At 28.1% G+C, this 25,279-nt stretch carries 23 protein-coding genes and 3 tRNA genes; 5 read left to right on the top strand and 21 right to left on the bottom strand.

The annotated features are described in order from the left end of the window. Positions 1-104 precede the first annotated feature (104 nt). The 9 genes from I1959_RS13490 to hcp all read right to left on the bottom strand — a co-directional run bounded on the left by I1959_RS13490 (position 105) and on the right by hcp (position 7,130). Positions 105-1,370, bottom strand: coding sequence for a 30S ribosomal protein S1 (locus I1959_RS13490; protein ID WP_166504864.1), 1,266 nt, complete (start codon positions 1,368-1,370; stop codon positions 105-107). A 122-nt stretch (positions 1,371-1,492) separates the two neighbouring features. Continuing rightward, positions 1,493-2,188 carry a DNA/RNA nuclease SfsA gene (gene sfsA, locus I1959_RS13485; RefSeq protein ID WP_166504863.1) on the bottom strand — a complete coding sequence of 232 codons (696 nt, stop codon included), beginning with the start codon at positions 2,186-2,188 and terminating at the stop codon, positions 1,493-1,495. Between the two features lie 99 nt (positions 2,189-2,287). Continuing rightward, positions 2,288-3,688, bottom strand: coding sequence for an MATE family efflux transporter (locus tag I1959_RS13480; RefSeq protein ID WP_195238557.1), 1,401 nt, complete (start codon positions 3,686-3,688; stop codon positions 2,288-2,290). Positions 3,689-3,861: 173 nt separating this feature from the next. Continuing rightward, positions 3,862-3,936, bottom strand: a tRNA-Thr gene (locus tag I1959_RS13475). A 4-nt stretch (positions 3,937-3,940) separates the two neighbouring features. Further along, positions 3,941-4,016, bottom strand: a tRNA-Asn gene (locus I1959_RS13470). An 11-nt stretch (positions 4,017-4,027) separates the two neighbouring features. Further along, positions 4,028-4,101, bottom strand: a tRNA-Cys gene (locus I1959_RS13465). Positions 4,102-4,281: 180 nt separating this feature from the next. After that, the gene (locus I1959_RS13460; protein WP_092923153.1) at positions 4,282-4,467 is read right to left on the bottom strand and encodes a DUF1858 domain-containing protein; all 186 of its coding nucleotides are present in this window, start codon (positions 4,465-4,467) and stop codon (positions 4,282-4,284) included. Beyond that, positions 4,467-5,144, bottom strand: a complete 678-nt coding sequence (locus I1959_RS13455; protein WP_195238556.1) for an NAD(P)/FAD-dependent oxidoreductase — start codon at positions 5,142-5,144, stop codon at positions 4,467-4,469. Before I1959_RS13455 ends, I1959_RS13460 begins: the two co-directional genes overlap by 1 nt. A gap of 261 nt (positions 5,145-5,405) precedes the next feature. Beyond that, a complete protein-coding gene (gene hcp, locus I1959_RS13450; RefSeq protein WP_195238555.1) occupies positions 5,406-7,130 on the bottom strand; it encodes a hydroxylamine reductase in 1,725 nt (574 codons plus the stop codon). Positions 7,131-7,235: 105 nt separating this feature from the next. On the opposite strand from hcp, the gene I1959_RS13445 reads away from it, so the two are divergent. Next, complete coding sequence (locus tag I1959_RS13445; protein ID WP_243240048.1) at positions 7,236-7,874, top strand: Crp/Fnr family transcriptional regulator; 639 nt, start codon at positions 7,236-7,238, stop codon at positions 7,872-7,874. Between the two features lie 59 nt (positions 7,875-7,933). Here I1959_RS13445 and I1959_RS13440 read toward each other — a convergent pair whose 3' ends face one another. The 5 genes from I1959_RS13440 to I1959_RS13420 form a co-directional block, all read right to left on the bottom strand. Further along, the gene (locus tag I1959_RS13440) at positions 7,934-8,602 is read right to left on the bottom strand and encodes a copper homeostasis protein CutC (RefSeq protein WP_195238553.1); all 669 of its coding nucleotides are present in this window, start codon (positions 8,600-8,602) and stop codon (positions 7,934-7,936) included. A gap of 33 nt (positions 8,603-8,635) precedes the next feature. After that, positions 8,636-9,517, bottom strand: coding sequence for a cation diffusion facilitator family transporter (locus tag I1959_RS13435; RefSeq protein ID WP_092923138.1), 882 nt, complete (start codon positions 9,515-9,517; stop codon positions 8,636-8,638). Between the two features lie 118 nt (positions 9,518-9,635). Next, positions 9,636-10,748, bottom strand: a complete 1,113-nt coding sequence (gene dinB / locus I1959_RS13430) for a DNA polymerase IV (protein WP_166504858.1) — start codon at positions 10,746-10,748, stop codon at positions 9,636-9,638. A 280-nt stretch (positions 10,749-11,028) separates the two neighbouring features. After that, positions 11,029-12,537: a DUF1846 domain-containing protein gene (locus tag I1959_RS13425; protein WP_092923132.1), complete on the bottom strand. Its 1,509-nt coding sequence runs from the start codon at positions 12,535-12,537 to the stop codon at positions 11,029-11,031. A gap of 324 nt (positions 12,538-12,861) precedes the next feature. Further along, positions 12,862-13,041, bottom strand: a complete 180-nt coding sequence (locus I1959_RS13420) for a hypothetical protein (RefSeq protein WP_092923302.1) — start codon at positions 13,039-13,041, stop codon at positions 12,862-12,864. A gap of 656 nt (positions 13,042-13,697) precedes the next feature. On the opposite strand from I1959_RS13420, the gene I1959_RS13415 reads away from it, so the two are divergent. Beyond that, positions 13,698-14,492, top strand: coding sequence for a tetratricopeptide repeat protein (locus I1959_RS13415; RefSeq protein ID WP_166504857.1), 795 nt, complete (start codon positions 13,698-13,700; stop codon positions 14,490-14,492). Between the two features lie 90 nt (positions 14,493-14,582). Here the strand turns inward: I1959_RS13415 and I1959_RS13410 are convergent, their stop codons facing one another. Both I1959_RS13410 and I1959_RS13405 read right to left on the bottom strand, forming a co-directional pair. Continuing rightward, positions 14,583-16,244: a ribonuclease J gene (locus I1959_RS13410; protein WP_195238552.1), complete on the bottom strand. Its 1,662-nt coding sequence runs from the start codon at positions 16,242-16,244 to the stop codon at positions 14,583-14,585. Between the two features lie 110 nt (positions 16,245-16,354). Then, positions 16,355-16,822, bottom strand: a complete 468-nt coding sequence (locus I1959_RS13405; protein ID WP_092923123.1) for a metal-dependent transcriptional regulator — start codon at positions 16,820-16,822, stop codon at positions 16,355-16,357. A gap of 145 nt (positions 16,823-16,967) precedes the next feature. Here I1959_RS13405 and I1959_RS13400 point away from each other — a divergent pair, with 145 nt between their 5' ends. Then, on the top strand, positions 16,968-17,195 hold the full coding sequence (locus I1959_RS13400) for a FeoA family protein (protein ID WP_092923120.1): 228 nt from the start codon (positions 16,968-16,970) through the stop codon (positions 17,193-17,195). Positions 17,196-17,224: 29 nt separating this feature from the next. Then, complete coding sequence (gene feoB / locus I1959_RS13395; RefSeq protein ID WP_166504854.1) at positions 17,225-19,351, top strand: ferrous iron transport protein B; 2,127 nt, start codon at positions 17,225-17,227, stop codon at positions 19,349-19,351. A 74-nt stretch (positions 19,352-19,425) separates the two neighbouring features. Here feoB and I1959_RS13390 read toward each other — a convergent pair whose 3' ends face one another. Both I1959_RS13390 and I1959_RS13385 read right to left on the bottom strand, forming a co-directional pair. Beyond that, positions 19,426-20,454 (bottom strand): BMP family lipoprotein, encoded by a 1,029-nt coding sequence (locus I1959_RS13390; RefSeq protein WP_195238550.1) that lies wholly within the window; start codon positions 20,452-20,454, stop codon positions 19,426-19,428. 310 nt (positions 20,455-20,764) lie between these two features. Continuing rightward, positions 20,765-21,949: a M20 metallopeptidase family protein gene (locus I1959_RS13385; RefSeq protein ID WP_166504852.1), complete on the bottom strand. Its 1,185-nt coding sequence runs from the start codon at positions 21,947-21,949 to the stop codon at positions 20,765-20,767. A gap of 209 nt (positions 21,950-22,158) precedes the next feature. Between I1959_RS13385 and I1959_RS13380 the strand changes: the two genes are divergently transcribed. Further along, positions 22,159-22,479, top strand: coding sequence for a hypothetical protein (locus I1959_RS13380; RefSeq protein WP_166504851.1), 321 nt, complete (start codon positions 22,159-22,161; stop codon positions 22,477-22,479). A 126-nt stretch (positions 22,480-22,605) separates the two neighbouring features. On the opposite strand, the gene I1959_RS13375 is transcribed toward I1959_RS13380, so the two are convergent. The 3 genes from I1959_RS13375 to I1959_RS13365 all read right to left on the bottom strand — a co-directional run. Continuing rightward, complete coding sequence (locus I1959_RS13375) at positions 22,606-23,472, bottom strand: hypothetical protein (RefSeq protein WP_166504850.1); 867 nt, start codon at positions 23,470-23,472, stop codon at positions 22,606-22,608. Between the two features lie 45 nt (positions 23,473-23,517). After that, the gene (locus tag I1959_RS13370; RefSeq protein WP_195238548.1) at positions 23,518-24,615 is read right to left on the bottom strand and encodes a YkvI family membrane protein; all 1,098 of its coding nucleotides are present in this window, start codon (positions 24,613-24,615) and stop codon (positions 23,518-23,520) included. A 181-nt stretch (positions 24,616-24,796) separates the two neighbouring features. Beyond that, on the bottom strand, positions 24,797-25,279 hold a 483-nt coding region (locus I1959_RS13365), incomplete at its 5' end, for a methionine adenosyltransferase domain-containing protein (RefSeq protein WP_195238431.1).

Here is a 25,279-nt window from a genome sequence, read left to right as displayed (position 1 = left end):
ATAACATCGTTTCAAACTTAGAACTACTCGGTGTAAATATTATATTCCCCTAATAATATACAGTTAAAGCCATATTGTTTCACAACATGGCTCTTCATATAATGTTATTTTTGTAAATTTTTAAATTTATCTTTAAATAATTCGCCTAATGAACCTAATGATTCTTCAACTTCTAAAAATTCTGAGTAATCTTCTTCTGGTTCTTTATTAGCTTCTTTTATAGATAATATCATTTTTCTATTCTTTGGCTTAAATTCTATAACCATAGCGCTAACTTCATCGCCAACATTTACTACATTATTAACTCTCATAACTCTTTCTTCACTTAATTCAGATATTGGTAAGAATGCCTCTACACCTTCTCTTATCTTAACAATAGCACCTTTTTCTATAGTTCTAACTACAGTTCCAGTTATTATATCATCTAATTGCACTTCTTGCTTTATTAATTCCCATGGATCATTGTTTATATCTTTTAACGCTAATGCAAACTTTTTGTTTTCTTTATCTATATCTAATACATAAACTTGTACTTCTTGTCCTTCTTGAATTACATCTTCTACAGACTCTACTCTTTCCCAAGATAAATTGTTTTGGTGAAGTAAACCTTCTATTCCACCGATATCAACGAAAGCTCCATAAGGCATCATTTTAACAACTTTACCGTCTCTTTTTTGTCCAACTTCTAAAGATTCAAATAAAGCTTCTTTATCCGCTTTAACTTTTGCTATATGAGCTTCTCTTTCAGCTTTAATTCTAGCTCTTTCAGCTTCTTTTTCCGCCTTTATTCTTGCTCTTCTTTCTTCTCTTTCTTTATCAATTCTTTCTTGTAATACTTCTCTATGACTAGCTACTAATCTATTTTTCTTTAAATCTAGCTCTTTTATATATACTTCTAAATTACGTCCAACATACTCTTTTGTATCATTTACAAACTTAGTATCTAATTGAGATATTGGTATAAATAACGTTTGCGTTTTGTAAGTAGCAAATACTCCTCTTTCTATGTTTTTATTTACATTAACAGTTATTATTCTATGTTCATTATGTATTTTTTCTAATTCTTTTATATCTGCTTCTTTATCTAATCTTAATTTTGATAATTGTATCGTTCCATCTTTATGGTTAACCTTTGTTATAACAGCACTTATTTCATCTCCTACATTATATACATCACTAGTATATTTTCCTTTAGGAAGATTTAATTCGTTTGTAGGTATTATCCCATCAAATCCAAAGTTAAGTTCTAAGCTAACACCGTCATTACTTACCTTAGATATTTTACCGTTTATAGTTTCCCCAACTTTTATGTTGTTTAGTTCTTTTTCTTGTTGTTCTAAAAGTTCTTGCATTGATAAATTATTCGTCATAGTTATAAACTTCCTTTCATAATAAATATCATATACAAATATTATACCATTAATATTTCAAATACTTATATTTTTCTTACAACATTTTAAAGTTATATGCTAAATTTTAAAAATATGTTATTTTATAAAATAACTTCTACAGCTTCTTTTATGACTATACTTTCTTTATCTACATTACAATCATAGGATACTATATTTACACCTTTTTCTCTTGCTCTTTTTAATGCTTCCCATAATTCAAAGTGCATTTTTTTATTAGGAGTAAAATATTTTACATTATCCATCTGAACTAAAAAAAATATATAGCACTCATATCCATCATCTTTTGCTTTTATTAATTCATTTATATGTTTTACTCCTCTTTCAGTTTTTGCGTCGGGAAACATCACCACACTATTCTCTTCTAGTGTTACTCCCTTTATCTCTATAAACACCTTTTTATTTTTAGTTTCTAAATATATATCAAATCTTGAATCATGGTATTTCTGTTCAGGCTTAATATAGGTTATTTCTTCATTAAGGCCAGGAAGTTGTATTAAACCCTTCTCTAATGCTTCATATACTACTTTATTTGGTATCTGAGAATCCATATTTATTAGACGTTTTCCTTTTTCAACTGAAACTAGTGAATATTTTGTCTTTCTATTTGGATTATCACTTTCTTCTAAATATACAGTACAACCTTCTATTAATAACTCTTTACATCTCCCTGTATTTTTAACATGTACTTTTTCTACTTTTCCATCTATATCACAATAAGCTATAAATCTATTTGGCCTTTCTATAAATTTTCCCTTTACGATTTTATTATACTTCATATATCTCTCCTTAATGAAAATTCAATTTTATTACAATAATTATTTACAATAAAAAATCTCTTATAAATATATATATCCATAAGAGATTTTTTAACTCTATTAATTTGTATTTAAGCTTTCTTTATCATTAGTGTTTATGCTTTTACTTTCTATATTGCTTAAATTTCTCTTATAAAACACCATAAAGCATATTGCTGTTGTTATAACTGCCGTTATATCTGCTATAGGTTGTGCTAAAAGCACTGCAAATAACTTATTTTCCATAAATGTTGGTAGTATATATATTAATGGTATTAATAAAATTACTTTTCTAAGTAATGCTAAAAACAGAGAAATTTTAGCTTGCCCTAGCGCAAGTAGTGTATTTTGACATGCTACTTGTATTCCAAATATAGTTATTCCAACAAAATAAATCCTTATACTCCAAACTGTTATTTCAACTAATTTTGGATCACTATTAAATATCCTAACAAACATCTCCGGCATTATCATAAGCGCTGTACACATTGTTGCCGTATATCCTAAAGTAATTAATATTGTTAATTTAAAAGCCTTTTTAACTCTACCAATTTGTTTTGCTCCATAGTTGTAACTCATTATAGGTTGAGAACCTTGAGTAACTCCCATTGTCGGAAGCATTATTATCTGCATTATACTACTCATTATAGTCATTGCACCTACAGCTAAATCTCCACCATACATTTGAAGCTTTGTATTTAATGTTATTAAAACTAAACTCTCCGTAGCTTGCATTATAAATGGTGCAACTCCAAGCCCCATTACTCTTCCCATTATTCTAAAATCTATTTTTAAGTATTTTTTTCTTATTTTTAATGTTGTCTTACCGCTTAGTAAAAATCTTAGTACCCACATTGCTGATATTGCTTGAGATATAATTGTAGCTGTAGCAGCACCTCTAACGCCCATATCTAATCCAAATATTAATATTGGATCAAGTATTATATTCATAGCCGCACCTATAGATACTGTCATCATACCTATTTTTGCGAAACCTTGTGTATTTATAAATGGATTCATACCAAGTGCAACAAGAACAAATATAGTTCCTATTAGATATATACTTAAATAATCCATTGCATAACCTATAGTAGCTTCACTTGCTCCAAACGCCCAAAGTAATGGTTCTTTAAATACTAAAAATACTAGAGTTAGTAATATTGCTAACAGTACAAGTGTAGAAAAACTATTGCTCATTATTTTTTCTGCGCCATCATTATCCTTTTCACCCATTTTTATTGCAGCTAATGGAGCTCCCCCCATCCCTACTAAAGCCGCAAAAGCTGCTACTATTAATGTTATTGGGAATGCAACTCCAACACCAGCCATTGCTATATCTCCACCTTGCATTCTCCCTATAAATATTCTATCAACTATATTGTATAGTACATTTACTAGTTGAGCTATTATTGCAGGTGTTGCTAGCTTAAATATTAATTTAGGAATGCTTCCCTTTCCCAAGTCCGTGACATTATTACTCATCCAAATTCCCTCCTAGATTTATTATATTTTAAGTTTACATTGTCAACTATTTCAAATTTAAATATATACTATTTTACTAATACTTTTAATTATAATACATAATTATTTAATTTTAAAATATTTTTTATTTTATAAAAAAATAACTCTAATCATATGATTAGAGTTATTCAAATTGGAGCTGGTGATAGGAATCGAACCTACAACCTGCTGATTACAAGTCAGCTGCTCTACCGTTGAGCCACACCAGCATATTGGCGGGAATAACAGGACTCGAACCTGTGACCCATTGATTAACAGTCAATTGCTCTACCAACTGAGCCATATTCCCATATATTAAATTGGAGGCGACACCCAGATTCGAACTGGGGATCAAGGAGTTGCAGTCCACTGCCTTACCACTTGGCTATGTCGCCTTATCAACACAATACTATTATATTATTTTAAACATTTTTTTGCAACTGTTTTCATTATTTTTTTAATTAAATTTTTATACTTTTTTCGACTATTTTAGAGCTTTATAATATGTGTGGTAATTTCATATATCAGTAAGAAATATATGTACATTTCTTACTGATATATTTATTATTTTAATATTAAAGGCTATTTATCTTAGCTAAAACCTCATCTAAATCTATTCCATGTATTTCACAAGCTTGTTCTAATCTCTCCATTGCAGCTGAAGGGCAACCTAAGCATCCCATACCATAGTCCATAAGTATTTTTACTGCCTCTGGTTTTTCTTTTATTATATCTCCTATTATAGAATCTTTAGTTATCATTATAATTCCTCCTTTAAATTTGCTATTTCTAATACATCTTTTCTAAAACTTTCTATACCTATTCTATCTATGAATTCACCTAACTTTTCGCCCATTTGACCATGCTCATTATAGTAGTTAAGTAAAGTTTCAACTAAGGTATATGCTTCTTTCTCTGATAATTTTTTAGTTATTATATCAGCTATTCTTGGATAAAAACCTGCACTTCCTCCTGCACATACAAAGAAAGTTCCATCAATATCTACTAAAACTCCAATGTCTTTAGAATATACACTTGTACATGCATTTCTACATCCCGCAACTCCTATTTTTGTTCTGTTTGGAAGTGGCATTCCATGAAAGTTTTTACTTATTCTCATAGCTATACCTATCGTTGGATACTTTGACCTTTTACAAAAATTTGCTGGACACATCTCTACATTTTTTACAGAATATTGATTTGTAACTGCTGGTTTCATATCAAGTTCTTTCCATATATCATCTAGATCTTCTTCTTTTAAATTAGTTATTAATATTCTTTGACCTGATGTTATTTTTAATACTCCATTATATTTTTTAGCTACATTAGCTATTTTTATAAGAGTATCTGGTAATACAAACCCTCCTGGTATATGAGGAGTTATTCCATATGTTCTTTTACCATCCCTTATTTTTTGTAAATTCCCATGATTACTCATCTATATCTACACTTTACCTTTCTTATAAAGTTAAGTTACATCTATTTAAATTTTATTTAACCTTATTATATCCTATTTTTCGTAAAACTTGTGTAACATATGTTACATAAAACTCAAATTATTACTGTAAATATGAAATTTTTTTCATTAATATTTTAAAGTGTATTGTATCGTCTGTATGAGTTATAAATAGTTTTAGCTTAGCATAAAATATTTTATATAAAAAAGACACCATTTTATATGGTATCTTCTTTATTAAAATTAGTTTCCTAAGAACATATTTAAATCATCTTCAACATTTGTTATCCCACCTATTCCAAAGTTTTCAACTAAAACCTTAGCAACATTTGGTGATAAGAATGCTGGTAATGTTGGTCCTAAATGTATATTTTTAACTCCAAGATATAATAATGATAATAATACTATTACAGCTTTTTGTTCATACCAAGCTATATTAAATGATATTGGTAAATCATTTATATCTTCTAATTCAAATACTTCTTTAAGTTTTAATGCGATAAGTGCTAATGAGTAAGAGTCGTTACATTGTCCTGCATCTAATACTCTAGGTATACCATTTATATCTCCTAAAGGTAGCTTGTTGTATTTATACTTAGCACATCCTGCTGTTAATATAACTGTATCTTGTGGTAAAGCCTTAGCAAATTCTGTGTAGTAGTTTCTTGACTTAGCTCTTCCGTCACATCCACCCATTACAAAGAATCTCTTAATAGCACCAGTTTTAACTGCTTCTACTACTTTATCTGCAAGAGCGAAAACTTGATTATGTGCAAATCCACCTATTATTTCTCCAGTTTCTATCTCTATAGGAGCTTTACACTTTTTAGCATGTTCTATTATAACAGAGAAATCTTTATCATCTTCTGCATTTCCTTTTATATGTGTACATCCAGCAAATCCTGCTGCTCCAGTAGTATACAATCTATCTTTATAGCTATCTTTTGGCGGAACTATACAGTTTGTAGTCATTAATATTGGACCATTGAAGCTTTCAAATTCTTCTTTTTGCTTCCACCAAGCATTTCCATAGTTACCTACAAAGTGTGGATACTTTTTAAACGCTGGATAATAATGAGCTGGTAACATTTCAGAATGAGTATATACATCTACTCCTGTTCCTTCTGTTTGTTTAAGTAATAATTCTAAATCTTTTAAATCATGTCCTGATACTAATATACCTGGATTATTTCTAACACCTATATTAACTTTAGTTATTTCTGGATGTCCATAAGTTCCAGTATTTGCACTATCAAGTAAAGCCATTCCGTCTACCCCAACCTTACCTGTTTCTAATGTTAATGCTATTAATTCGTCAATAGTTAGGCTATCATCTAATGTTTTAGCTAAAGTGCTTTGTAAAAATGCATTAACTTCTTCATTGTCATACCCTAAAGCATTAGCATGCTTCATATATGCCGATAAGCCTTTTAATCCATATATTATAAGTTCTCTTAAACTTCTTATATCTTCATCTTTTGTAGCTAATACACCAACTTTAGTTGATTTTTCGTCTAGTATTGTATCTATTTCTACTTCTTTCTTACCACTTCCTAGTATCGTGTTTTTTAGTTTAGATAATACAGATACTTTAGCATCTAATTCTTCATTATTTGATGCATTCCATAACGCTGCTTCTGATAAATTTTCTTTGTTCTTTAATTTTGATAATAATTCTTCTTTAGTTTTTAAAGTTTGTTTTACTCTTTCATAGAATATTTCATCATCAAAATTTGCATTAGTTATTGTTGTAAATAAGTTTATAGTTATTAGATGATTAACAGTACTATCTATTTTTTTTCCTTCATTTCTTAGTCTAGTAGTAACCTCTGATAATCCTTTAGTTGTATATATTAATAGATCTTGCATTCTTGCTAGATCTGGTGATTTTCCACATACTCCAAATTTTGTACATCCTGTACATCCTGCTGTTTCTTGACACTGAAAACAAAACATTTTATTTTCCATTTCATGTCCTCCTCTTTATTTTATGTAATAATTATATGTTATAATAGTATATATTTCTGTAACATACGTTACACTAATAAAAAAATTATAAAAGTAGGTGATTTTTTGTTTAAAACTAGAGAGGAAGCATTACATTTTTTTGAAGATTCAACTTATACCATATCTAAATATAATAAAAATGATATTATAGCTATTGAAGGTTCTCCTTGCGACAAAGTAGGATTAATATTACAAGGTAGTATTGATGTAAAACGTATATTAACCAGTAATAATGTTATACATATGTCTTCTTTATCTGTAGGTAACTTTTTTGGAGAAATTATAGCGTTCTCAGATACTAATGCGTACCCTGCTACTATAATGGCATCTAGTAATTGTGAAATAATGTTTATACATAAAACTTCATTTATAATCTTTTGTACTAAAAATCCAGATTTTTTAGATATGTTTTTAAATGACTTAAGTAATAAGATTATACAACTTAATAATTCTATAAAAAATTTATCTTTTTCAAGTATACGTCAAAAACTAAGTAACTATCTAATTACACAACATACTATTCAGAAAAGTAAATTTATAAAACTTGGCATAACAAAACAAAAGCTTTCTGAAATGCTTGGTATCCCTAGACCTTCTTTATCTAGAGAGCTTATGAAAATGAAATCTGATGGACTTATAGATTATTCAAAAGATACAATTAAAATATTGGATATAGAAACTTTAGAAGAGTTATTAATGGAGTAAAAAAAGAGCAAAGTAAGACTTAACAATTATGTCTTCTTTGCTCTTTTATATTTTATTGTCTATTTTATTATTTTAATTAATTCTTTTAATTTATTTTCATCTATTCTACCAAAAGGACTATTATCAATTCTTATAGCTGTCCCAAAGTGGTAATCCGTGGCATTTGTTGATTCTTTTATTGTGTTTATATTTTCAAAGTTGAGTCCCCCACCTAGTAGTATATTTATATCTTTTGATACTTCTATCATAGACTTTATTTTTTCTATATTATAATCTATACGTTTAGTACCACCTGCTGTTAATATATTTGTTATATTATATTTATTTAATATCTCAGTACTTTTAATCACATTTGTAAAATCTATAGCCTTATGGAAAGTTACATCAATTCCTTTACATTTTTTAAGCAATCTTTGTAGATTTACTTCATCTATATTATTTTCTTTGTCTAAAAGCCCCAACACTACTCCATTTACACCTAAACTTTTAGCTATCTCTATATCTTTTTCCATTATTTCTATATCATACTCACTATATACAAAACTATTTTCATGATTTCTTATCATAACGTTAACAGGTATATTTACGTTATTTACTACCTTTTCTATAGTAGCAAAACTTGGAGTTAAAGCTCCTTCTGTTAGCGCACTAATAAGTTCTATTCTATCACCTCCACAAGCTTCTATAGTTTTAGCGTCTTCAACTGACATCCCTATTATTTCTAACATATTCTCTCCCTTTTTAAGTATAATTTATAACTATTATACATTAATTCTATCGTTATAATAAGGTTCTGTATGAACTATAACTTGACAATTTTCATTTATTTCTTTTCTTATAACATCTTCTATCTTATGACCTAATATATGTGCCTCTTCTGTGCTTAAATTTGGATTTACTAATACATGCATATCAATATGAATATCATTTTGACTTCCTCTACTTCTAATTTTATGCACATCTTTAACTTCATCAAATCTAATTACAATATCATTTATAACTTTTTCATCTATAATAGCTTTATCTACTAATACGCCTATAGACGATATTAGTATTTCATATGCGGAATGAAGTATAAATAAAGCTACTACTACTGATACTATCGGGTCAATAATTGGAGGAAGACCCATGTTTATACCAAATAAAGTTATTAAAACTCCTATCGATACAAACACGTCACTTTTTGTATGCATTGAGTCTGCTATTAGGATATGACTATTTAATTTTTTTCCCATTTTATACTCATATTTACTCACCAATATATTTATAAATAATGTGAAAATTAATATAAGCAGACTTTCAATTGTAATTGATGGTTCTACAATATTTTTAAATCTATCTATAGACTCTATGATTATATTTATTCCTACCAGAGTTAACATAGCTCCTATAAACATACTTGCAAGAATTTCAAACTTCCTATGTCCATAAGGATGCTCTCTATCTTTAGGCTTTATGGCTATACTTATGCCTACTATTCCTACCACATTTGACGCTCCATCTGATAAGGAGTGAAATCCATCAGCCATCATACTAGCACTTTTAATAAAACCTCCTATTATTATCTTCAACAAAGCTACGATTAAATTTGCAAATAAAATTATCCATAATATTTTTTTTACTTCTCTTAGATTACTATTCATAGTGCCTCCTTTTAGTAATAAATAAAATTATATGAAATCTCTTAAAATCTGGTAATAACTATCATTTACCTTTAAACTAAAAAATCCATGAAAAGCATATTTATGCTTTTCATGGATTTTAATTTAAATTAGTATTGTTATTCATATTATTTATATATTCAAATATAGTTACATTTGTGCATTCTTTTTTAGAATCTACTAAATTAGATACGGTTACTCCTAGTAATCTTATCTGTTTATTTTTAGTATCCACATTTTTTAATAATTCATATACATTAGTTCTAATATCCTCTTTTTTATATATTGGATTTCTTAAACTTAAGCTCCTTGTTATTTGACTAAAATCATCATACTTTATTTTTAAAGTTATAGTTTTTCCTAAATTATTAGAATATGATAGTCTATGTGATACATCTTCACATATTTGTGAAAGTATCTCTAGAACTTCCTCATCATCTATACTTAAGTTATTTTTTAAAGTAGTTTCTGAACCAACTGATTTTCTTTCTCTATGCGGTTTAACTTCTCTATAATCAATACCTCTTGCAAATTGATAAAATACATAACCTCTATTTTTAAATATTGATTCTAATTCACTAATATCTAATTGCCTTAAATCATATCCATTTTTTATTCCTAAATTATTTAGTGTTTTTGCTGTTACCTTGCCAACTCCAAAAAATTTGTTTATTGGGAGCTTGTCTAAAAATTCTTGTTTATTTTCTGGTGTTATTACCGTTAATCCATTAGGCTTTTTGTAGTCTGATGCTAGCTTAGCCAAAAATTTATTATAAGATACCCCTGCAGAAGAAGTTAATCCAACTTCTCTTAAAATATCTTTCTTTATCATCTTAGCTATTTGTGTTGCATATTTTATTCCTTTTTTATTTTTAGTAACATCTAAGTATGCCTCATCTAAAGATAAAGGCTCTACTAAATCTGTATATCTATAAAATATATTTCTTATCTTTTGTGATACTTTATGATATTCTTCAAATCTAGGCCTTATGAAATATGCATATGGGCACCTCTTATATGCAGTTTTTGATGGCATAGCTGAGTGAATCCCATATTTTCTAGCTTCATATGAACAAGTAGCTACAACTCCTCTACTTTCTGGTCTCCCTCCAACTATCACAGGTTTCCCTCTTAAACTTGGGTTATCTCTTTGCTCTATAGATGCATAAAAGGCATCCATATCTATATGAATTATTTTTCTATTATCTACCAATTTAATCACCTTTTAAATCTTGATTTATATATATATCTTACATTAATTTTGGTTTATTTTTATATTTTATTTGCCTCAATTCTGCTTTTTATATATTATTTAAAGTTTTTTAAAAAATAACTTGCAAATTTTTGAAAAAACCTTTAAAATAGTTATTCCAAGGAACTAAGTTATTTTTAGTTCTTGATGACCGTATTTTTATATTTATTTTTATTTTGTAATTGTATACAAAAAGACCATACTACTATTTGTAATATGGTCTGATTTTTTATATCAATTTTTAATTTGCGTAGTAAAGATTTTGCGATGGATACTCTGGATCAGATGTTACATCTATTCCAAGTTCTCTAAATGTTTGTTCATCACTTTTACTTAATATAGTTGTTGAGTGTGCTTGAGCTCCTTTTAATAAAGGTAATTTGTCAAGTACAACTTGTGCAGTTGGGTTTGTAACAGCGCATATGCTAAGTGCAGTTAAAACTTCTTCACAACTTAACTCCGGATTTCTACTTCCTAAAGTTTTAGTTTTTAAGTTTACAATTGGCTCAAGTATAGCTGGTGATATTAGATGTAATTCATCATCTATATTTGCTAAATGTTTTATAGCATTTAATGTTGCTGCTGCAGTTGCATCCATTAATTCTGAACCTTTACCTGTAAGTATTACCCCATCATTTAATTCTATTGCAACAACTGGGCACATATCATTTTTATTTGCAGCTTCTTTTAATTTGTTGCTGTACTCTCTTGCTGGCATAACAACTGTTCTATCTTCTGGCTTTAAGTTAAGTCCTTGCATTATAACTTGTATTCTTTCAAAAGCACCTTTATCAACTTGTCCTTTTTTGTATTCACAAGCAGTCTTGAAATATCTTCTTATTATTTCTTGTCTAGATGCTTCTTGTACAACTTCATCATCTACTATACCAAATCCAACTCTATTAACACCCATGTCTGTTGGTGATTGATATATAGATTCTTTTCCTGTTATTTTTTCGATTATTTTTTTAAGAACTGGGAATAATTCTAAATCTCTATTGTAGTTTACAGACATTTCACCGTATTTTTCAAGATGGAACGAGTCTATCATATTTACGTCTTTTAAATCTACTGTAGCTGCTTCATAAGCTATATTTAAAGGATGCTTTAAAGGTACATTCCATACTGGGAATGTTTCAAATTTAGAATATCCAACAGCATTTCCTCTTTTGTTTTCATGGTATAACTGACTTAAACAAGTACCAAGCTTACCACTATTTGGACCTGGAGCTGTAACAACAACTATAGGCTTAGTAGTTTCTATGTATGGATTTGCTCCATATCCTTCATCACTTACTATTGTATCAACATCTGTTGGGTAACCTTTTGTTGGGGCATGCTTATATACTTTTATTCCTCTACGCTCTAATTTATTTATGAAAACTGTTGTAGCAGGTTGTCCTTCATATCTTGTTATAACAACGCTGTTTACATCTAATTCGTAACTTCTTAAATCATCGATAAGTCTTAGAACTTCCATATCATAAGTTATACCGAAGTCTCCTCTTATCTTATTTCTTTCTATATCTCCTGCATAAACACATATCACAACTTCTACTTTTTCTTTTATGTGTTGAAGTACTTTTATTTTGGCATTTTCATCAAAACCTGGTAATACTCTTTTAGCATGTAAATCTCCTATTAGCTTACCACCAAATTCTAAATAAAGTTTGTCAAAATTATTAACTCTTTCTAAGATATATTTTGATTGCTCTTCTAGATATTTCTTGTGATCGAATCCTATCTTCATCTTTGCACCTCACTAAATTATTTAATTTTTGATAACCGTATTTTTATATATATTTTTATTCGTATTAGTGAAATTTGTTTAAAAATGTAATATTTTTTCTCTTATTTTCACTTTAAGGTTATATTATACATTCAACTTTTCAATATTTCAAGATTATTTTTTGTATTTTTAATATATATATTTATATATATTAAGTATTCACAAATATATTAAAATATACAAGTAAATCAGCAAAAATACTTATTTTTTTAAGTTTTGTTTTAAAATAATTTAAAAAGCTAAGATTTTACTCTTAGCTTTTAATTTAATTATATTTAGTTTAATTTAACAATCAAAGAATCCTTCTTGTCCACATATTATTAATAATAATATTAAAAATGGTATCCATGAACATATATCTATTTCACACCATACATCTCCAAATGCTAGGAATAAGAAAAATAGTACTATTATCCACCATGCTCCAAATCCACCTTCACAGCCTCCAAAGAATCTGTCTAACATATTACTCATATATTTACCTCCTGTTGTCATTTATATTCTAGAGTTTTTATACTCTTAAGATATATTATGTAGGACGGTTTATTTTTGATATAATTTTATATTTGCAATTTACATCATTAATCGACAGATTTGAGAAATTCCACTATTTCTACATTTTTTAATTATGATACATGGATATATTGATAATTAATCATAATACTATTTTAAATATAAATGCAATTATATAACTTTTGTAACCTGCTATTCTACCAAACATTATACTTTCTCTGTATATAAATACTTACCTCATTATCATAAAATCCCAAGACTTTTATCGTAATTACTTTTCTCATTATTTCTGAAATATTTACATTTGCCAGTTTATAAAGAAGCATAAAGGCTAAAGCTCCTATTGATACTGTCATTATAATAACTACATAATTTAAACTTTATATAGTATTTGTTAAACATCTAAACATAATGAGATACATAATTCTCAGCTATGCCTATAACCTTAACCTTTTTCATTTTATATGGTAATTTCTATATCGTAAACAATTCCACTATAGTCCTACATATAGTATATTTTAATTCACCCTTTATAAATTTCATTCATATTATATTTAGTAATATAATAAGTGTTAAAGTCTTATGTAACTTTATTGGAGGAGATATATTTGAGTTTTATAAATACAGAAAATAAATATATAAATAATGGGATTCGATTTTTTAATTTAGGAAATATATACTATTATGGTCTAGATGTAGAAAAAAATTTTAAAAAAGCATTTGGTTTATATTTAAAAGCTTCCACTTTTAATATAGCTGAAGCTTTTAACATGCTCGGTGTTTTATCTTTTAATGGAGAAGGGGTAAATAAAAATTTAGAAGATAGTGTATATTACTTTGAAAAGGCTAAGGATTTAGGAAATTTAACTGCTATGTTTAACCTAGCATTAATCTATGTTTTCTCTGAAGATAAAAAAGACTATTGTAAAGCTCATGCCTATTTAGAGAAACTTGTCGATTTAGGCTATATATTAGCCAAAGATGTTTTGGACTATTTATACTATAATGGCTATGGAGAAAATAAAGACTATAATAAAGCATTAAATTATTGGATTAATAATGATATCTTAGATTTTTCTAATATAAATATGAATAATGATATTAATATTCCTTACACTATTGAAGATTTTGGCAACTTTGAAGAGTTAGTTATTGAAAATTCTAATTTTAGCGATGATATTGAGGATAAAAGACTAATAGATGCTGATAACTACTATAATGGGACTTTAGGTAAAATCGACTATACTAAAGCATTTGATATATACCTTAAATTAGCTGAAGGTGGGAACGGATATGCACAGATAAAAGTAGCTAATATGTATAAAGATGGACTTGGTATTGAAAAAGACTATACTAAATCTTTAAAGTGGTACTCAAAAGCACTTTCTAACTCTAATAAGTAGTAAAAAATTAAAAAGCCTTCTATTAGTTTAAAATAAACAAATAGAAGGCTTTTTAATTTTTTGTTATATTATTTAATATATCTTTATATACTATACTTCCATTATTATAGGGAAAACAATAGGTCTTCTTTTAGTTTTATGGTATAGCAATTGTTCTATGGATCTTTTAATATTTGTTTTTAGTATTTGCCACTCCAATATTTCTTGTTCTAGGCATTTTTCTATCTCTTCTTTTGATACCTCCTTTATTTTATTTATTAAATCCTCTGCTTCTCTAGCGTATATAAATCCTCTAGTTATTACGTCTGGACCTGCTACTATACTATAACTATCTCTATTTATAGCAACTACAATAGTTACCATTCCATCTTTAGCTAAATCTCTTCTATCTCTAAGTACAATATTTCCTACATCACCAACTCCTAAACCATCTACAAATATAACCCCTGTATGAACTCTTTTATTTGCATTTACCCCTTCATTAGTTATTTCTAACACTTGTCCAGTTTCTAAGGTAAATACATTTTGAGGCTTCATTCCTAACTTTATAGCCAAATCTTTATGATGTTTTAAGTGTCTATATTCTCCGTGTACTGGCATAAAGTACTTAGGCTTAACTAAGCTATGAATAAGCTTTAACTCCTCTTGATAGGCATGTCCTGACACATGGATTTCTTCTAAATCCTCATATATAACATCTACACCTTTTTTAAATAATTGGTTTATAACCCTAGAAACTAACTTATCATTACCAGGTATAGGTGATGCAGATATTATAAAAAAGTCGTCTGGTTCTATAATTATCTTTCTATGTGATCCATAAGCTATTCTAGAAAGACCCGCCATTGATTCTCCCTGGCTTCCTGTTGTTATTATAGTTATTTCATTATTTGGATACTTACTTATATCATCTATATCTACTATGTATTCTGTAGGTATATGCAAATATCCTAGTTCCATAGCTACTTGAGATATATTTTCCATACTTCTCCCACTAAATACTACTTTACGATTTTGCATTACAGATGCATTTACTATCTGTTGCATTCTATGAATATTAGAAGCAAATGTAGCTACAATTATTCTTCCTTTAGCATTTGTAAAAATTCTATTTAATGTTTCTCCTATAGTTTTTTCAGATATAGAATGTCCACTTCTTTCAACATTTGTGCTATCTGCCATTAAAAGTAGTACACCTTTTTTGCCCAGTGTAGCTATTCTGTTTAAATCTGTCATTCGCCCATCTATAGGAGTGTAATCTATCTTAAAGTCTCCTGTATGAAGTATTATACCTAAAGGTGTGTGTATGGCTAATCCACACGCATCGGCTATACTATGAGTCACCCTGATAAATTCTATTTTCATATTTTCTAATTTTATACTTTGACCAGCTTTTACAGGGTTTAAATCTACATGATTTAACAAATCATGTTCCTTTAACTTATTCTCTACTAGTCCTATTGTAAGTTTCGTTCCGTATACTGGTATATTTAACTGTTTTAATATATATGGTATAGCTCCTATATGGTCTTCGTGTCCATGTGTTAAAAACATTCCCTTTACTTTATCTTTTTTATCTAACAGATATCGTATATCTGGTATAACTAAATCTACTCCATACATATCTTCATCCGGAAAAGATATCCCACAATCAATAATGATTATTTCATTATTATACTCTATCGCAGTTATATTTTTTCCTATTTCTCCAAGACCTCCAAGTGGAATAACTTTTATGCTATCCTTATTCATAAAGTATGTCTCCTTTTCTTTTGTTCAATTTATGTTAAATTTAATATTTTGTATTCAATCATTCTATAAGTTATTTTTAACAATATATATTTAATTATTAGTTATTTTTATTAATATGCATCGCCTTTTTCTAATATATAGTCTTTAAACTCTTTCAATATAGATTTATTTTCACCTAAAAATCCTACTAATAAACTTATTTTTTCTAATGTTTCTTCCCTAATAGTATGTTCAATTTTTTCAGTTTCTTCATGAAGATTATTTTGAACACCTATAATTTTTAAAAACGATTCTATAGTGTCATGCCTTTTTAATAATTTTTCTCCAATTTTCTTGCCTTCACGACTTAAATTTATACATCCATATCTTTCATGTTCCAATAAATTTTTACCGCTCAGCCTTTTTACCATTTTACTTGCTGATGGTATTTTTACATTTAGCGCTAATGCAACTTCAGCAACTTTAATTTTCTTATTTTCTAGATATAATCTATATATCATCTCAATATAGTCTTCTTCGCTAGGACTAAGTTTATTATTTTTTATATATTCATTAAATGTGTAATACTCATTATTCATTGTTTTAACCTCCTATGTGTCTTATATTAAATATATTAAATGCCTATTTTTAATAGTACTTTTATGTAACATTTCTTATAATTTTTTCATAGTATTTAGTGTGAAAGTTAGCTTAGACTAAGTTTGAATTTTATGGAGGTGCATTATGACTAAGCTCAGTGATATAGATATAAACTCTACAGTTATAGTTAAACAACTTTTAACTGATGGATATATAAGAGAAAGAATGCTTGCTCTAGGTCTTACAGATGGTGCATTAGTTCATGTTATAAGAAAAGGACCTAAAAATAATTTAACAGTATACGATATAAGAGGAGCAAAAATAGCCCTTAGAAAAGAAGAGGGAGATAACATTATTGTTTCTAGAATTTAATTTTTAGTTTTATAAAGGGGGGATTTATTATGGGTTTAACTCATGACTCTACAAAAGCAAAATCCTTAAAAGATATGTTTGACATTGAAAGAAAGCCCAACCAGTATGTCATTGCCTTAGCTGGTAACCCTAACACTGGTAAAAGTACTGTTTTTAATACTTTAACCGGCTTAAAGCAACATACTGGCAATTGGCCTGGTAAAACAGTTTGCACTGCTCGTGGGGATTTTAAATACAATAATAAAGAATATGCTTTAGTAGATTTACCAGGTACTTACTCTCTATTTGCTGCATCACAGGAAGAAATGGTGGCTAGGGATTTTGCTTGTTTTGGAAATCCAGACGCAGTTATTGTTGTTGCTGATGCTACATCTTTAGAAAGAAATTTCAATCTAGTTTTTCAAATTATGGAATTAACTGATAAAGTTATACTTTGCATAAATCTAATTGATGAAGCTGAGAAAAAAGGTATTTCTATTAATAAGGACAAAATAGAAAAATATCTAGGAATACCTGTTGTTTTGACATCAGCTAGAAATAAAAAAGGAATTGATGAACTTTTATGTACTTTAGATAAAGTAGTATTAAATCAATACGAGTATAATAATAAAATTATAAAATATAATAAAGAAATTGAGAGTTATGTAAGTATTATAGAAAAAGACTTAAAAGAATATATTCCTTTTATAAAATCTAGATGGCTTGCTTTAAGGCTTATTGATGGAGATAATAGTATTTATAAATCTATGAATGACTATGTAGATGGTGACTGTAACAAATCAATTGATTTAATTAAATCAAAACTTCCACTAAATATAGATAAAAAATCAATAAGAGATAGTATAAGTAAGACTAATTATGAATATGCTTCTGAACTATATAATTTATCTATAAATATAAAAAGTGATATAAAGTACAAGAGAGATGATAAAATAGATAAGATTATTACATCTAAAGTATTTGGAATTCCTTTAATGCTATTGTGTCTTGCTTTTATACTTTGGTTAACTATACAAGGTGCAAACTATCCTTCACAGATGATATCTAATGTACTTTTTGGTATAGAACCACATATATATAATTTTTTAGAAACTATACATCTACCTGTTTGGTTAAATGAAATGCTTACTTTTGGTATGTATAGAACTCTGGCTTGGGTTGTTTCTGTAATGTTGCCACCTATGGCAATATTTTTCCCACTATTTACTTTACTTGAGGATTTTGGGTATCTTCCTAGAGTTGCATTTAACTTAGATCATTTATTTAAAAAAGCATGTTGTCATGGTAAACAATGTCTTACTATGTGTATGGGATTTGGTTGTAATGCTGCTGGTGTTATAGGTTGTAGAATAATTGATTCTCCAAGAGAAAGACTAATTGCAATACTTACCAATAACTTTGTTCCTTGTAATGGTAGATTTCCAACTTTGATTGCTGTAGCTACAATATTTTTCTCTTCAGCCATTGCAAGTTCCACTTCTACAAGTATAGTAACTGCTCTTTGCATTGCTTTGATAGTAGTATTTGGTATATTAATAACACTTTTAGTCTCTTATGGGTTGTCAAAGACACTATTAAAAGGAGTTCCTTCTACTTTTACACTAGAGCTTCCACCATACAGAACTCCTCAAGTAGGAAGAGTTTTATATACATCTATTATTGATAGAACTTTATTTGTCTTATACAGAGCAATTATAGTTGCCATACCTGCTGGTATTGTGACATGGGTATTTGCTAATATTTATATAGGAGACATGAGTATTCTAGTTCATGTAGCAAATTTCCTTGATCCAATAGCTAAATTTATAGGTCTTGATGGATTTATTCTTCTGGCCTTTATACTTGGTTTACCTGCAAATGAAATAGTCATACCAGTTTTACTAATGTCTTATTTGGCTACAGGTTCAATGATTGAATTAGATGAACTTTCAGCTTTAGGAACAGTTTTAAGAGATAATGGATGGACTTATCTAACAGCACTTAATGTTATGTTATTTAGCTTACTTCATTGGCCTTGTGCTACTACCTTAATTACTATAAAAAAGGAAACAGGTAGTGCTAAATGGACTTTAATCGGATTTTTACTACCTACTGTAATAGCATTTACAATTTGCTTTATGACAACTTGTTTATTTAACATATTAGGCTTAGCTTAATATTAATAAATACAAAATAGAGCTATCTTATAAGATAGCTCTATTTTTATAGTTATAGTAGATTAAAAATTATTCTATTGATTTACCATTTCATTATATTCTTTTTCATTTTTAGGTGCTTTTAATTCACCTTTTTCAAACTTTTCAATTTGTTGATTTACATAATCCATTACATCTTGTGGTACTAAGTTTTTAGTACTTTCAGGTAATCCAACAGCACCTTCTTTTAGGCCATATATTGTTGTTGTTCCACCTTCAAACTTATCTTCTTTTAACTTCTCGACTACATCATATACACCAACGTCAACCCTTTTTATAGCTGAAGTTAATACATTTTTAGGCGCTAGAGAACTTTGATCTCTATCAACACCTATAGCATATTTACCTTCTTCCTTGGCAGCTTCTATAGCTCCAGTACCAACATCTCCACCTGCAGTGAATATTATATCAGCACCTTGAGAATACATTTGCTTAGCTATAGCCTTACCTTTTGCTTGGTCTGTAAATGAGTTTGCATATTGAACTTGTATTTTAGCTTCTGAATTTGTGGCTTTTACCCCTGCCATATATCCATATTGGAATGCTTCTATAACTGGTAACTCCATACCACCTATAAATCCTACGTTATTAGTCTTAGTCATTTTACCAGCAACTATACCTGCTAAATATGCAGATTGTTCTGAGTTAAATTGCACTGCTTCTACATTTTTAGGTACTTCTTTATATGTTTCATCTATTAAAGCAAACTTTTGGTCTGGATACATTTTAGCTGCTTCTTCTATAGCTGGTGCTAATTTCATACCTACCCCTAGTATTAAATCTGTATCTTGGTCTACTAAAGTTTCTATGTTACTTGCATAGTCTGAATCTTGCTTTGATTCTAAGTATGTAACATCTACTCCTAAATCTTTTTTTGCCTTCTCTAGACCTTCCCATGCAGATTGATTAAATGATTGATCATTTACTCCTGCTACATCTGTTACCATAGCTATTTTTAATTTACCATCATCTTTCTTTTCACTTTCTCCGCCTGAACATCCTACTAATAATGATGCTGATAATACAGTTACAGTTGCTAATGATACTAACTTTTTAAATGTCATGATAAATCCTCCTAGTTTTATTCAAAACCCCGCCTTTTTAAGTTGTCCAAAGATAAAACTTTTTTATTTCATAAAAAAATCCTTTTATCAGCATGATAAAAGGATAGTAATTTCTATACTACTAGTGTAAACATTAATATCTTTTTAGTCTCTCTGGACTATTTTAAAGCTGATTTAGTATTATTTTGTTTTCATTTTTATTTATTATTACATTTTTATACATAGTTGTCAATATATAAAACAACAAATAAATTTAAATTTTATTTTTTAAGTTTAACTATTTAATTTTTCTATATACAAAATTTTATAATTAATTTTTATTAAAATATAAAACATTTGCTATATGCATTAGAGTTCCTACTTCTAAGCATCTTTCATCTATATTAAATGTAGAAGTATGAAGCTGAGTAACCTCTTGATTACTATTCCTGCAACCGATATGATAAAAAACACCTTTACATTCTTCTAAATAATAAGAAAAATCTTCTCCTCCTAAAGATGGCTTCTCCTTTAGTATAAATCTATCTTTTCCAAATAATTTTTCTGTACTTTCAGCTACTATATCTACTAGATAATCATCATTTACTACAGGAGGATACCCATCGCTTCCCCATAATACTTCTCCTTTACAATCAAATGCTCTACATATATCTGATACTATATTTTCTATCCTTTTTATCATTTCTTTTCTTGTATTTTTGTTTATTGTTCTTAATATTCCATTCATTGAAACCTCTTCACATATAATATTTTGAGCTTCTCCTCCCATAATTTTGCCAATTGTCAAAACTGCACTATCTAATGGTGATATATTTCTACTTACTATGCTTTGTAGTGCTAAAATTATACTAGAAGCTACTACTATAGCATCCTTTCCTGATTCTGGGTATGCTCCATGAGATTTTTTACCTTTTATAATAATTTTTAAACTATCAGTGCTTGCATTTAATATATTATATTTTGTCTCTATATATCCAGTCTCTAAATATGGCATTACATGTAATCCAAACATATAATTTACATCTGGATTTTTCATACATCTATCTTCTACTAAAAATTTTGCTCCTCCTACTGTTTCCTCTGCTGGTTGAAATAGAAATTTTACATTTACATGTAACTTATCTTTCATATCATTTAAAATCTTACATGCTCCAAGTAGCATAGCTATATGAGCATCATGTCCGCAAGCATGCATTACACCTTTATTTTTTGATTTATAATTAATTTCGTTTTCTTCATTTATTGGTAACGCATCCATGTCAGCTCTAATTCCTATAGTTATCTTATTTTCTGGTTTTATAATGTAAGCCATAACTCCGTTGTGTTTTTCAAATTCTGTATACTCTATATTCATTTCTTTTAAGTAATTTAATATTCTATTTTTAGTATTATATTCATTTAATGATAATTCTGGATACTTGTGAAATTCTCTCCTCACCTCTATTAACCAAGGCTCTATATCTTTTATCCTTCTTTTAATATATTCAGTATACATATAATCTCCTTTATAAAAATAATTTATATAAAAATATATGTATCAAAAACCTTTTTAAGAAATATATTTTATATATATTGTTGTTTATACCTAAATTCATGTATTATGTATTTTTGTTTTATTTAAAAGGTGTAAGTTAATAAATATAGAATTTTATTATTGTATTAATTTTCAAAATCTTTACATTTATTTTGAGAGGTGTGATAAGTATGTTTGAAATGGTTAGATTTCCTTATAATGCTAGACCTGTTGCAAGATTAGATGCTAATAACATTGTCCATAATCATTTATATCATGACTGTCCTATTGGTAAAGTTTGTGATAATGTTATGTATGATCTTAGTGATAATCCAATTGGGAGAGTAGAAGAAGATGGTACTATTCATTCTCACCATATAAATAATTCGCCTATTGGTAAAGTTGACTCTGATGGTTATATATCTAAGGGAAATGATTTAGTTGGAAGAATAGATTGTAATAATCAACTAGCTGGTGGAGCTTATTTATTATTAATACATGATAATAGATAAACTTTTGAAAAATTATTATTTAACTTACTTTATATTTTAATAATGTTTAATTTTTTTATTAAAAATAGAAAAAGTATCTATAAATCTAGACACTTTTTCTATTTTTTATTTATGTAAATATATTCTTTATTTTATAAATTGACCTATAAAATCAATCATCATTTTCTTAAATACGCCGCTATAATCTACTATTTGTGCTAGTTGATTTCCATTAGGTGTTTGACTATTATAATTTGATATTTTAAATGTTAGGTATCCATCAACTTCTTCTATAAGATATCCAACATCTTTTGTATTTGATACTTCAAGATCTCCCATATCTAAATCCATATCTTTTATTATTTCTTTGTTTGCACAAAGTATCCCTTCTGAATATGTGCTTATATCTGTTCCAAATACTACATATTTAGCACTTGTATCTTTTGATGTTTTAAGGAATAATCTATTTGTTAGGTTACTTTTTTCCATATTAACAGGTATTAATTCACTGTTTATAGCCTCATCTAAATTATTTTTAGTAGTTTCTATGAATTTGTCCATATCAAATTTTTCTTTTTCTATTTTTAATATGTTTAAAGTATCTAAATTTTCTTGAGGTATATATTTTACCACATTCTCAAATACATGATATACATCTCTTATCTCATATCCTTTATTTATGTAACTTTCCTTTACTTTATATTCTTCATCAAATTCTTTTAATAATTTTTTATTTTCTTCTTTACTTTCATAGTCTTTTATACTTGTTACAAATGGTATTATTTTGCTTGGTTTCATCAAAAACATTTCTAATGGTTTTATAGTATCATTTGCTTCTTTTATGTCACTTTCTTCAAATGCAACCTCTATTCCATCTTCTAAGAAAGCAACTTCAACTTCCATCTCATATTCGTTTTCATCTATTATATTACTTCCTACTGGATACATTACTACTAACTTGCTTTTGTCGTAAACATATCCAAATGCATAATCTATTTCTAGCTGTTTTGTCATATCTTTCTCCTTAGTATTTTAATTATGTATTTATTATATCAAATATTATAAACCTTTATATTTAATATTAATACCAAATACATTATTTTTTATCTTATTTACAAATATGGATATTAGTATTATAACTCCAAACATACCTGATAGTGGATATATAAGTTTTACTAGTGTTGCAAAAGGTAATCTTCCTCCGATTATTCCTAATACAGTACAAAATATTGCTATGCCTGTGAACTTACTACTCTTTTCCTTAAAATAGCTTGTGCATACAGTCCATAGTAACGGAACTGCAGTTGTATATATTCCCGCAATTAACATAAGTGAGAACATAGCCCCTACGATTGGACCAATTTTGTCAGCCATGTATAAAGTAGGTATTTCAGTTATGTATATATTTTCTATATCAGACATTATTCCTAAATTAAGAGCTATAGCAGCTGCCATAAATAATACTCCACCAATAATGCCTCCCCATATACAACTGCTTTTCTTTTTTGCTGTAGAACCTACTCCAACTAAAAATGGTGTAGCTATTATTAGGTTTAGTCCTGTGTATATTATGCTTGTAGTTAACCAGTGATCTACTGGTTTAGTAACATCTATCGTTGTTAATATTTGATTAACATCACAAAGAGATTCATAATTTCTTGCAATAGTTACTACTCCAACTCCTACTGACATTATAGCTATAATTGGACCTATATTACCCAAGATATCTATAACCTTATTCATTCCCATAAGTACAGATACTAATGCTAGCAATCCTATTATTATGGAACCTATTTGTTTATCTATCCCATAATATTGATTTATAGATGCTCCTGCCCCTGATATCATAACCATAAAGCTACAAAAGAAAAATATAGGCATAAATAATTTAAAAAATCCACCTATATAATTTCCACATAAATATGTAAATATATCATTGCTACTTCTTAGTTTTTGAGTTTTCCCGATTTCTAATAAACTAGATCCACAATATGCTAGTAAACCCATACATATTAAATTTGACAATATACTAACTATCCCATGTGCTGAAAAAAATTGCATTATTTCTTGTCCGGTAGCAAATCCAGACCCTATACATACAGATATATATGTTCCTGCAAATTTAATTATCTCACTAATACTACTTTTACCTCCCATAGTAATTCCTCCTTATAGATATTAAATCTCATTACATATATATGCTTGTTTACTATATAAATATTAACTACTTGTCTAAATAATATTAAGGTTTATATTATTTAGCCTATTTTTATGATGAAATCATTGGAATCAATAATAAATAAAGAGGTAATCTTTTAAAAGATTACCTCTCTATTTATTATTGTCCTAATGCTTCTTTTCTTAATAGCTCTGCTTTATCAGTTCTTTCCCATGGTAAATCTATATCTGTTCTACCAAAGTGACCATAAGCTGCTACTTGCTTGTATATAGGTCTTCTTAAGTCTAAGTCTCTTATTATTGCTCCTGGTCTTAAATCGAAGTGTTTATTTACTAATTCTACTAATTTAGATTCTTCAACTTTTCCAGTTCCAAAAGTATCTATAAATACTGATAATGGTCTAGCAACACCTATTGCATAGGCTAACTCTATTTCACATTTATCTGCAAGTCCTGCTGCTACTATATTTTTAGCTACATATCTTGCTGCATAAGCTGCTGATCTATCAACCTTTGTTGGATCTTTTCCTGAGAATGCTCCTCCACCATGTCTTGAGTATCCTCCGTAAGTATCTATTATTATTTTTCTTCCTGTAAGACCTGTATCTCCTTGTGGTCCTCCTATAACGAATCTTCCTGTTGG

Source organism: Romboutsia sp. 1001285H_161024_C4, from assembly GCF_015550185.1.
In the GTDB taxonomy this organism is placed as follows: domain Bacteria; phylum Bacillota; class Clostridia; order Peptostreptococcales; family Peptostreptococcaceae; genus Romboutsia_C; species Romboutsia_C hominis.
Note: the sequence above shows the minus strand (reverse complement) of the source record. Positions and strands in the feature narration are given on the sequence as shown.

Coding starts and splice junctions, on each gene's coding strand:
- hcp (WP_195238555.1), bottom strand. CDS start 7,130: ATGGAAAATAAAATGTTTTGTTTTCAGTGTCAAGAAACAGCAGGATGT.
- I1959_RS13390 (WP_195238550.1), bottom strand. CDS start 20,454: ATGACATTTAAAAAGTTAGTATCATTAGCAACTGTAACTGTATTATCA.
- I1959_RS13375 (WP_166504850.1), bottom strand. CDS start 23,472: ATGACAAAACAGCTAGAAATAGATTATGCATTTGGATATGTTTACGAC.
- I1959_RS13400 (WP_092923120.1), top strand. CDS start 16,968: ATGACTAAGCTCAGTGATATAGATATAAACTCTACAGTTATAGTTAAA.
- I1959_RS13480 (WP_195238557.1), bottom strand. CDS start 3,688: ATGAGTAATAATGTCACGGACTTGGGAAAGGGAAGCATTCCTAAATTA.
- feoB (WP_166504854.1), top strand. CDS start 17,225: ATGGGTTTAACTCATGACTCTACAAAAGCAAAATCCTTAAAAGATATG.
- I1959_RS13460 (WP_092923153.1), bottom strand. CDS start 4,467: ATGATAACTAAAGATTCTATAATAGGAGATATAATAAAAGAAAAACCA.
- I1959_RS13405 (WP_092923123.1), bottom strand. CDS start 16,822: ATGAATAATGAGTATTACACATTTAATGAATATATAAAAAATAATAAA.
- sfsA (WP_166504863.1), bottom strand. CDS start 2,188: ATGAAGTATAATAAAATCGTAAAGGGAAAATTTATAGAAAGGCCAAAT.
- I1959_RS13385 (WP_166504852.1), bottom strand. CDS start 21,949: ATGTATACTGAATATATTAAAAGAAGGATAAAAGATATAGAGCCTTGG.
- I1959_RS13435 (WP_092923138.1), bottom strand. CDS start 9,517: ATGAATAGTAATCTAAGAGAAGTAAAAAAAATATTATGGATAATTTTA.
- I1959_RS13420 (WP_092923302.1), bottom strand. CDS start 13,041: ATGTTAGACAGATTCTTTGGAGGCTGTGAAGGTGGATTTGGAGCATGG.
- I1959_RS13455 (WP_195238556.1), bottom strand. CDS start 5,144: ATGAGTAATCATGGGAATTTACAAAAAATAAGGGATGGTAAAAGAACA.
- I1959_RS13425 (WP_092923132.1), bottom strand. CDS start 12,537: ATGAAGATAGGATTCGATCACAAGAAATATCTAGAAGAGCAATCAAAA.
- I1959_RS13440 (WP_195238553.1), bottom strand. CDS start 8,602: ATGTTAGAAATAATAGGGATGTCAGTTGAAGACGCTAAAACTATAGAA.
- I1959_RS13410 (WP_195238552.1), bottom strand. CDS start 16,244: ATGAATAAGGATAGCATAAAAGTTATTCCACTTGGAGGTCTTGGAGAA.
- I1959_RS13370 (WP_195238548.1), bottom strand. CDS start 24,615: ATGGGAGGTAAAAGTAGTATTAGTGAGATAATTAAATTTGCAGGAACA.
- I1959_RS13380 (WP_166504851.1), top strand. CDS start 22,159: ATGTTTGAAATGGTTAGATTTCCTTATAATGCTAGACCTGTTGCAAGA.
- I1959_RS13490 (WP_166504864.1), bottom strand. CDS start 1,370: ATGACGAATAATTTATCAATGCAAGAACTTTTAGAACAACAAGAAAAA.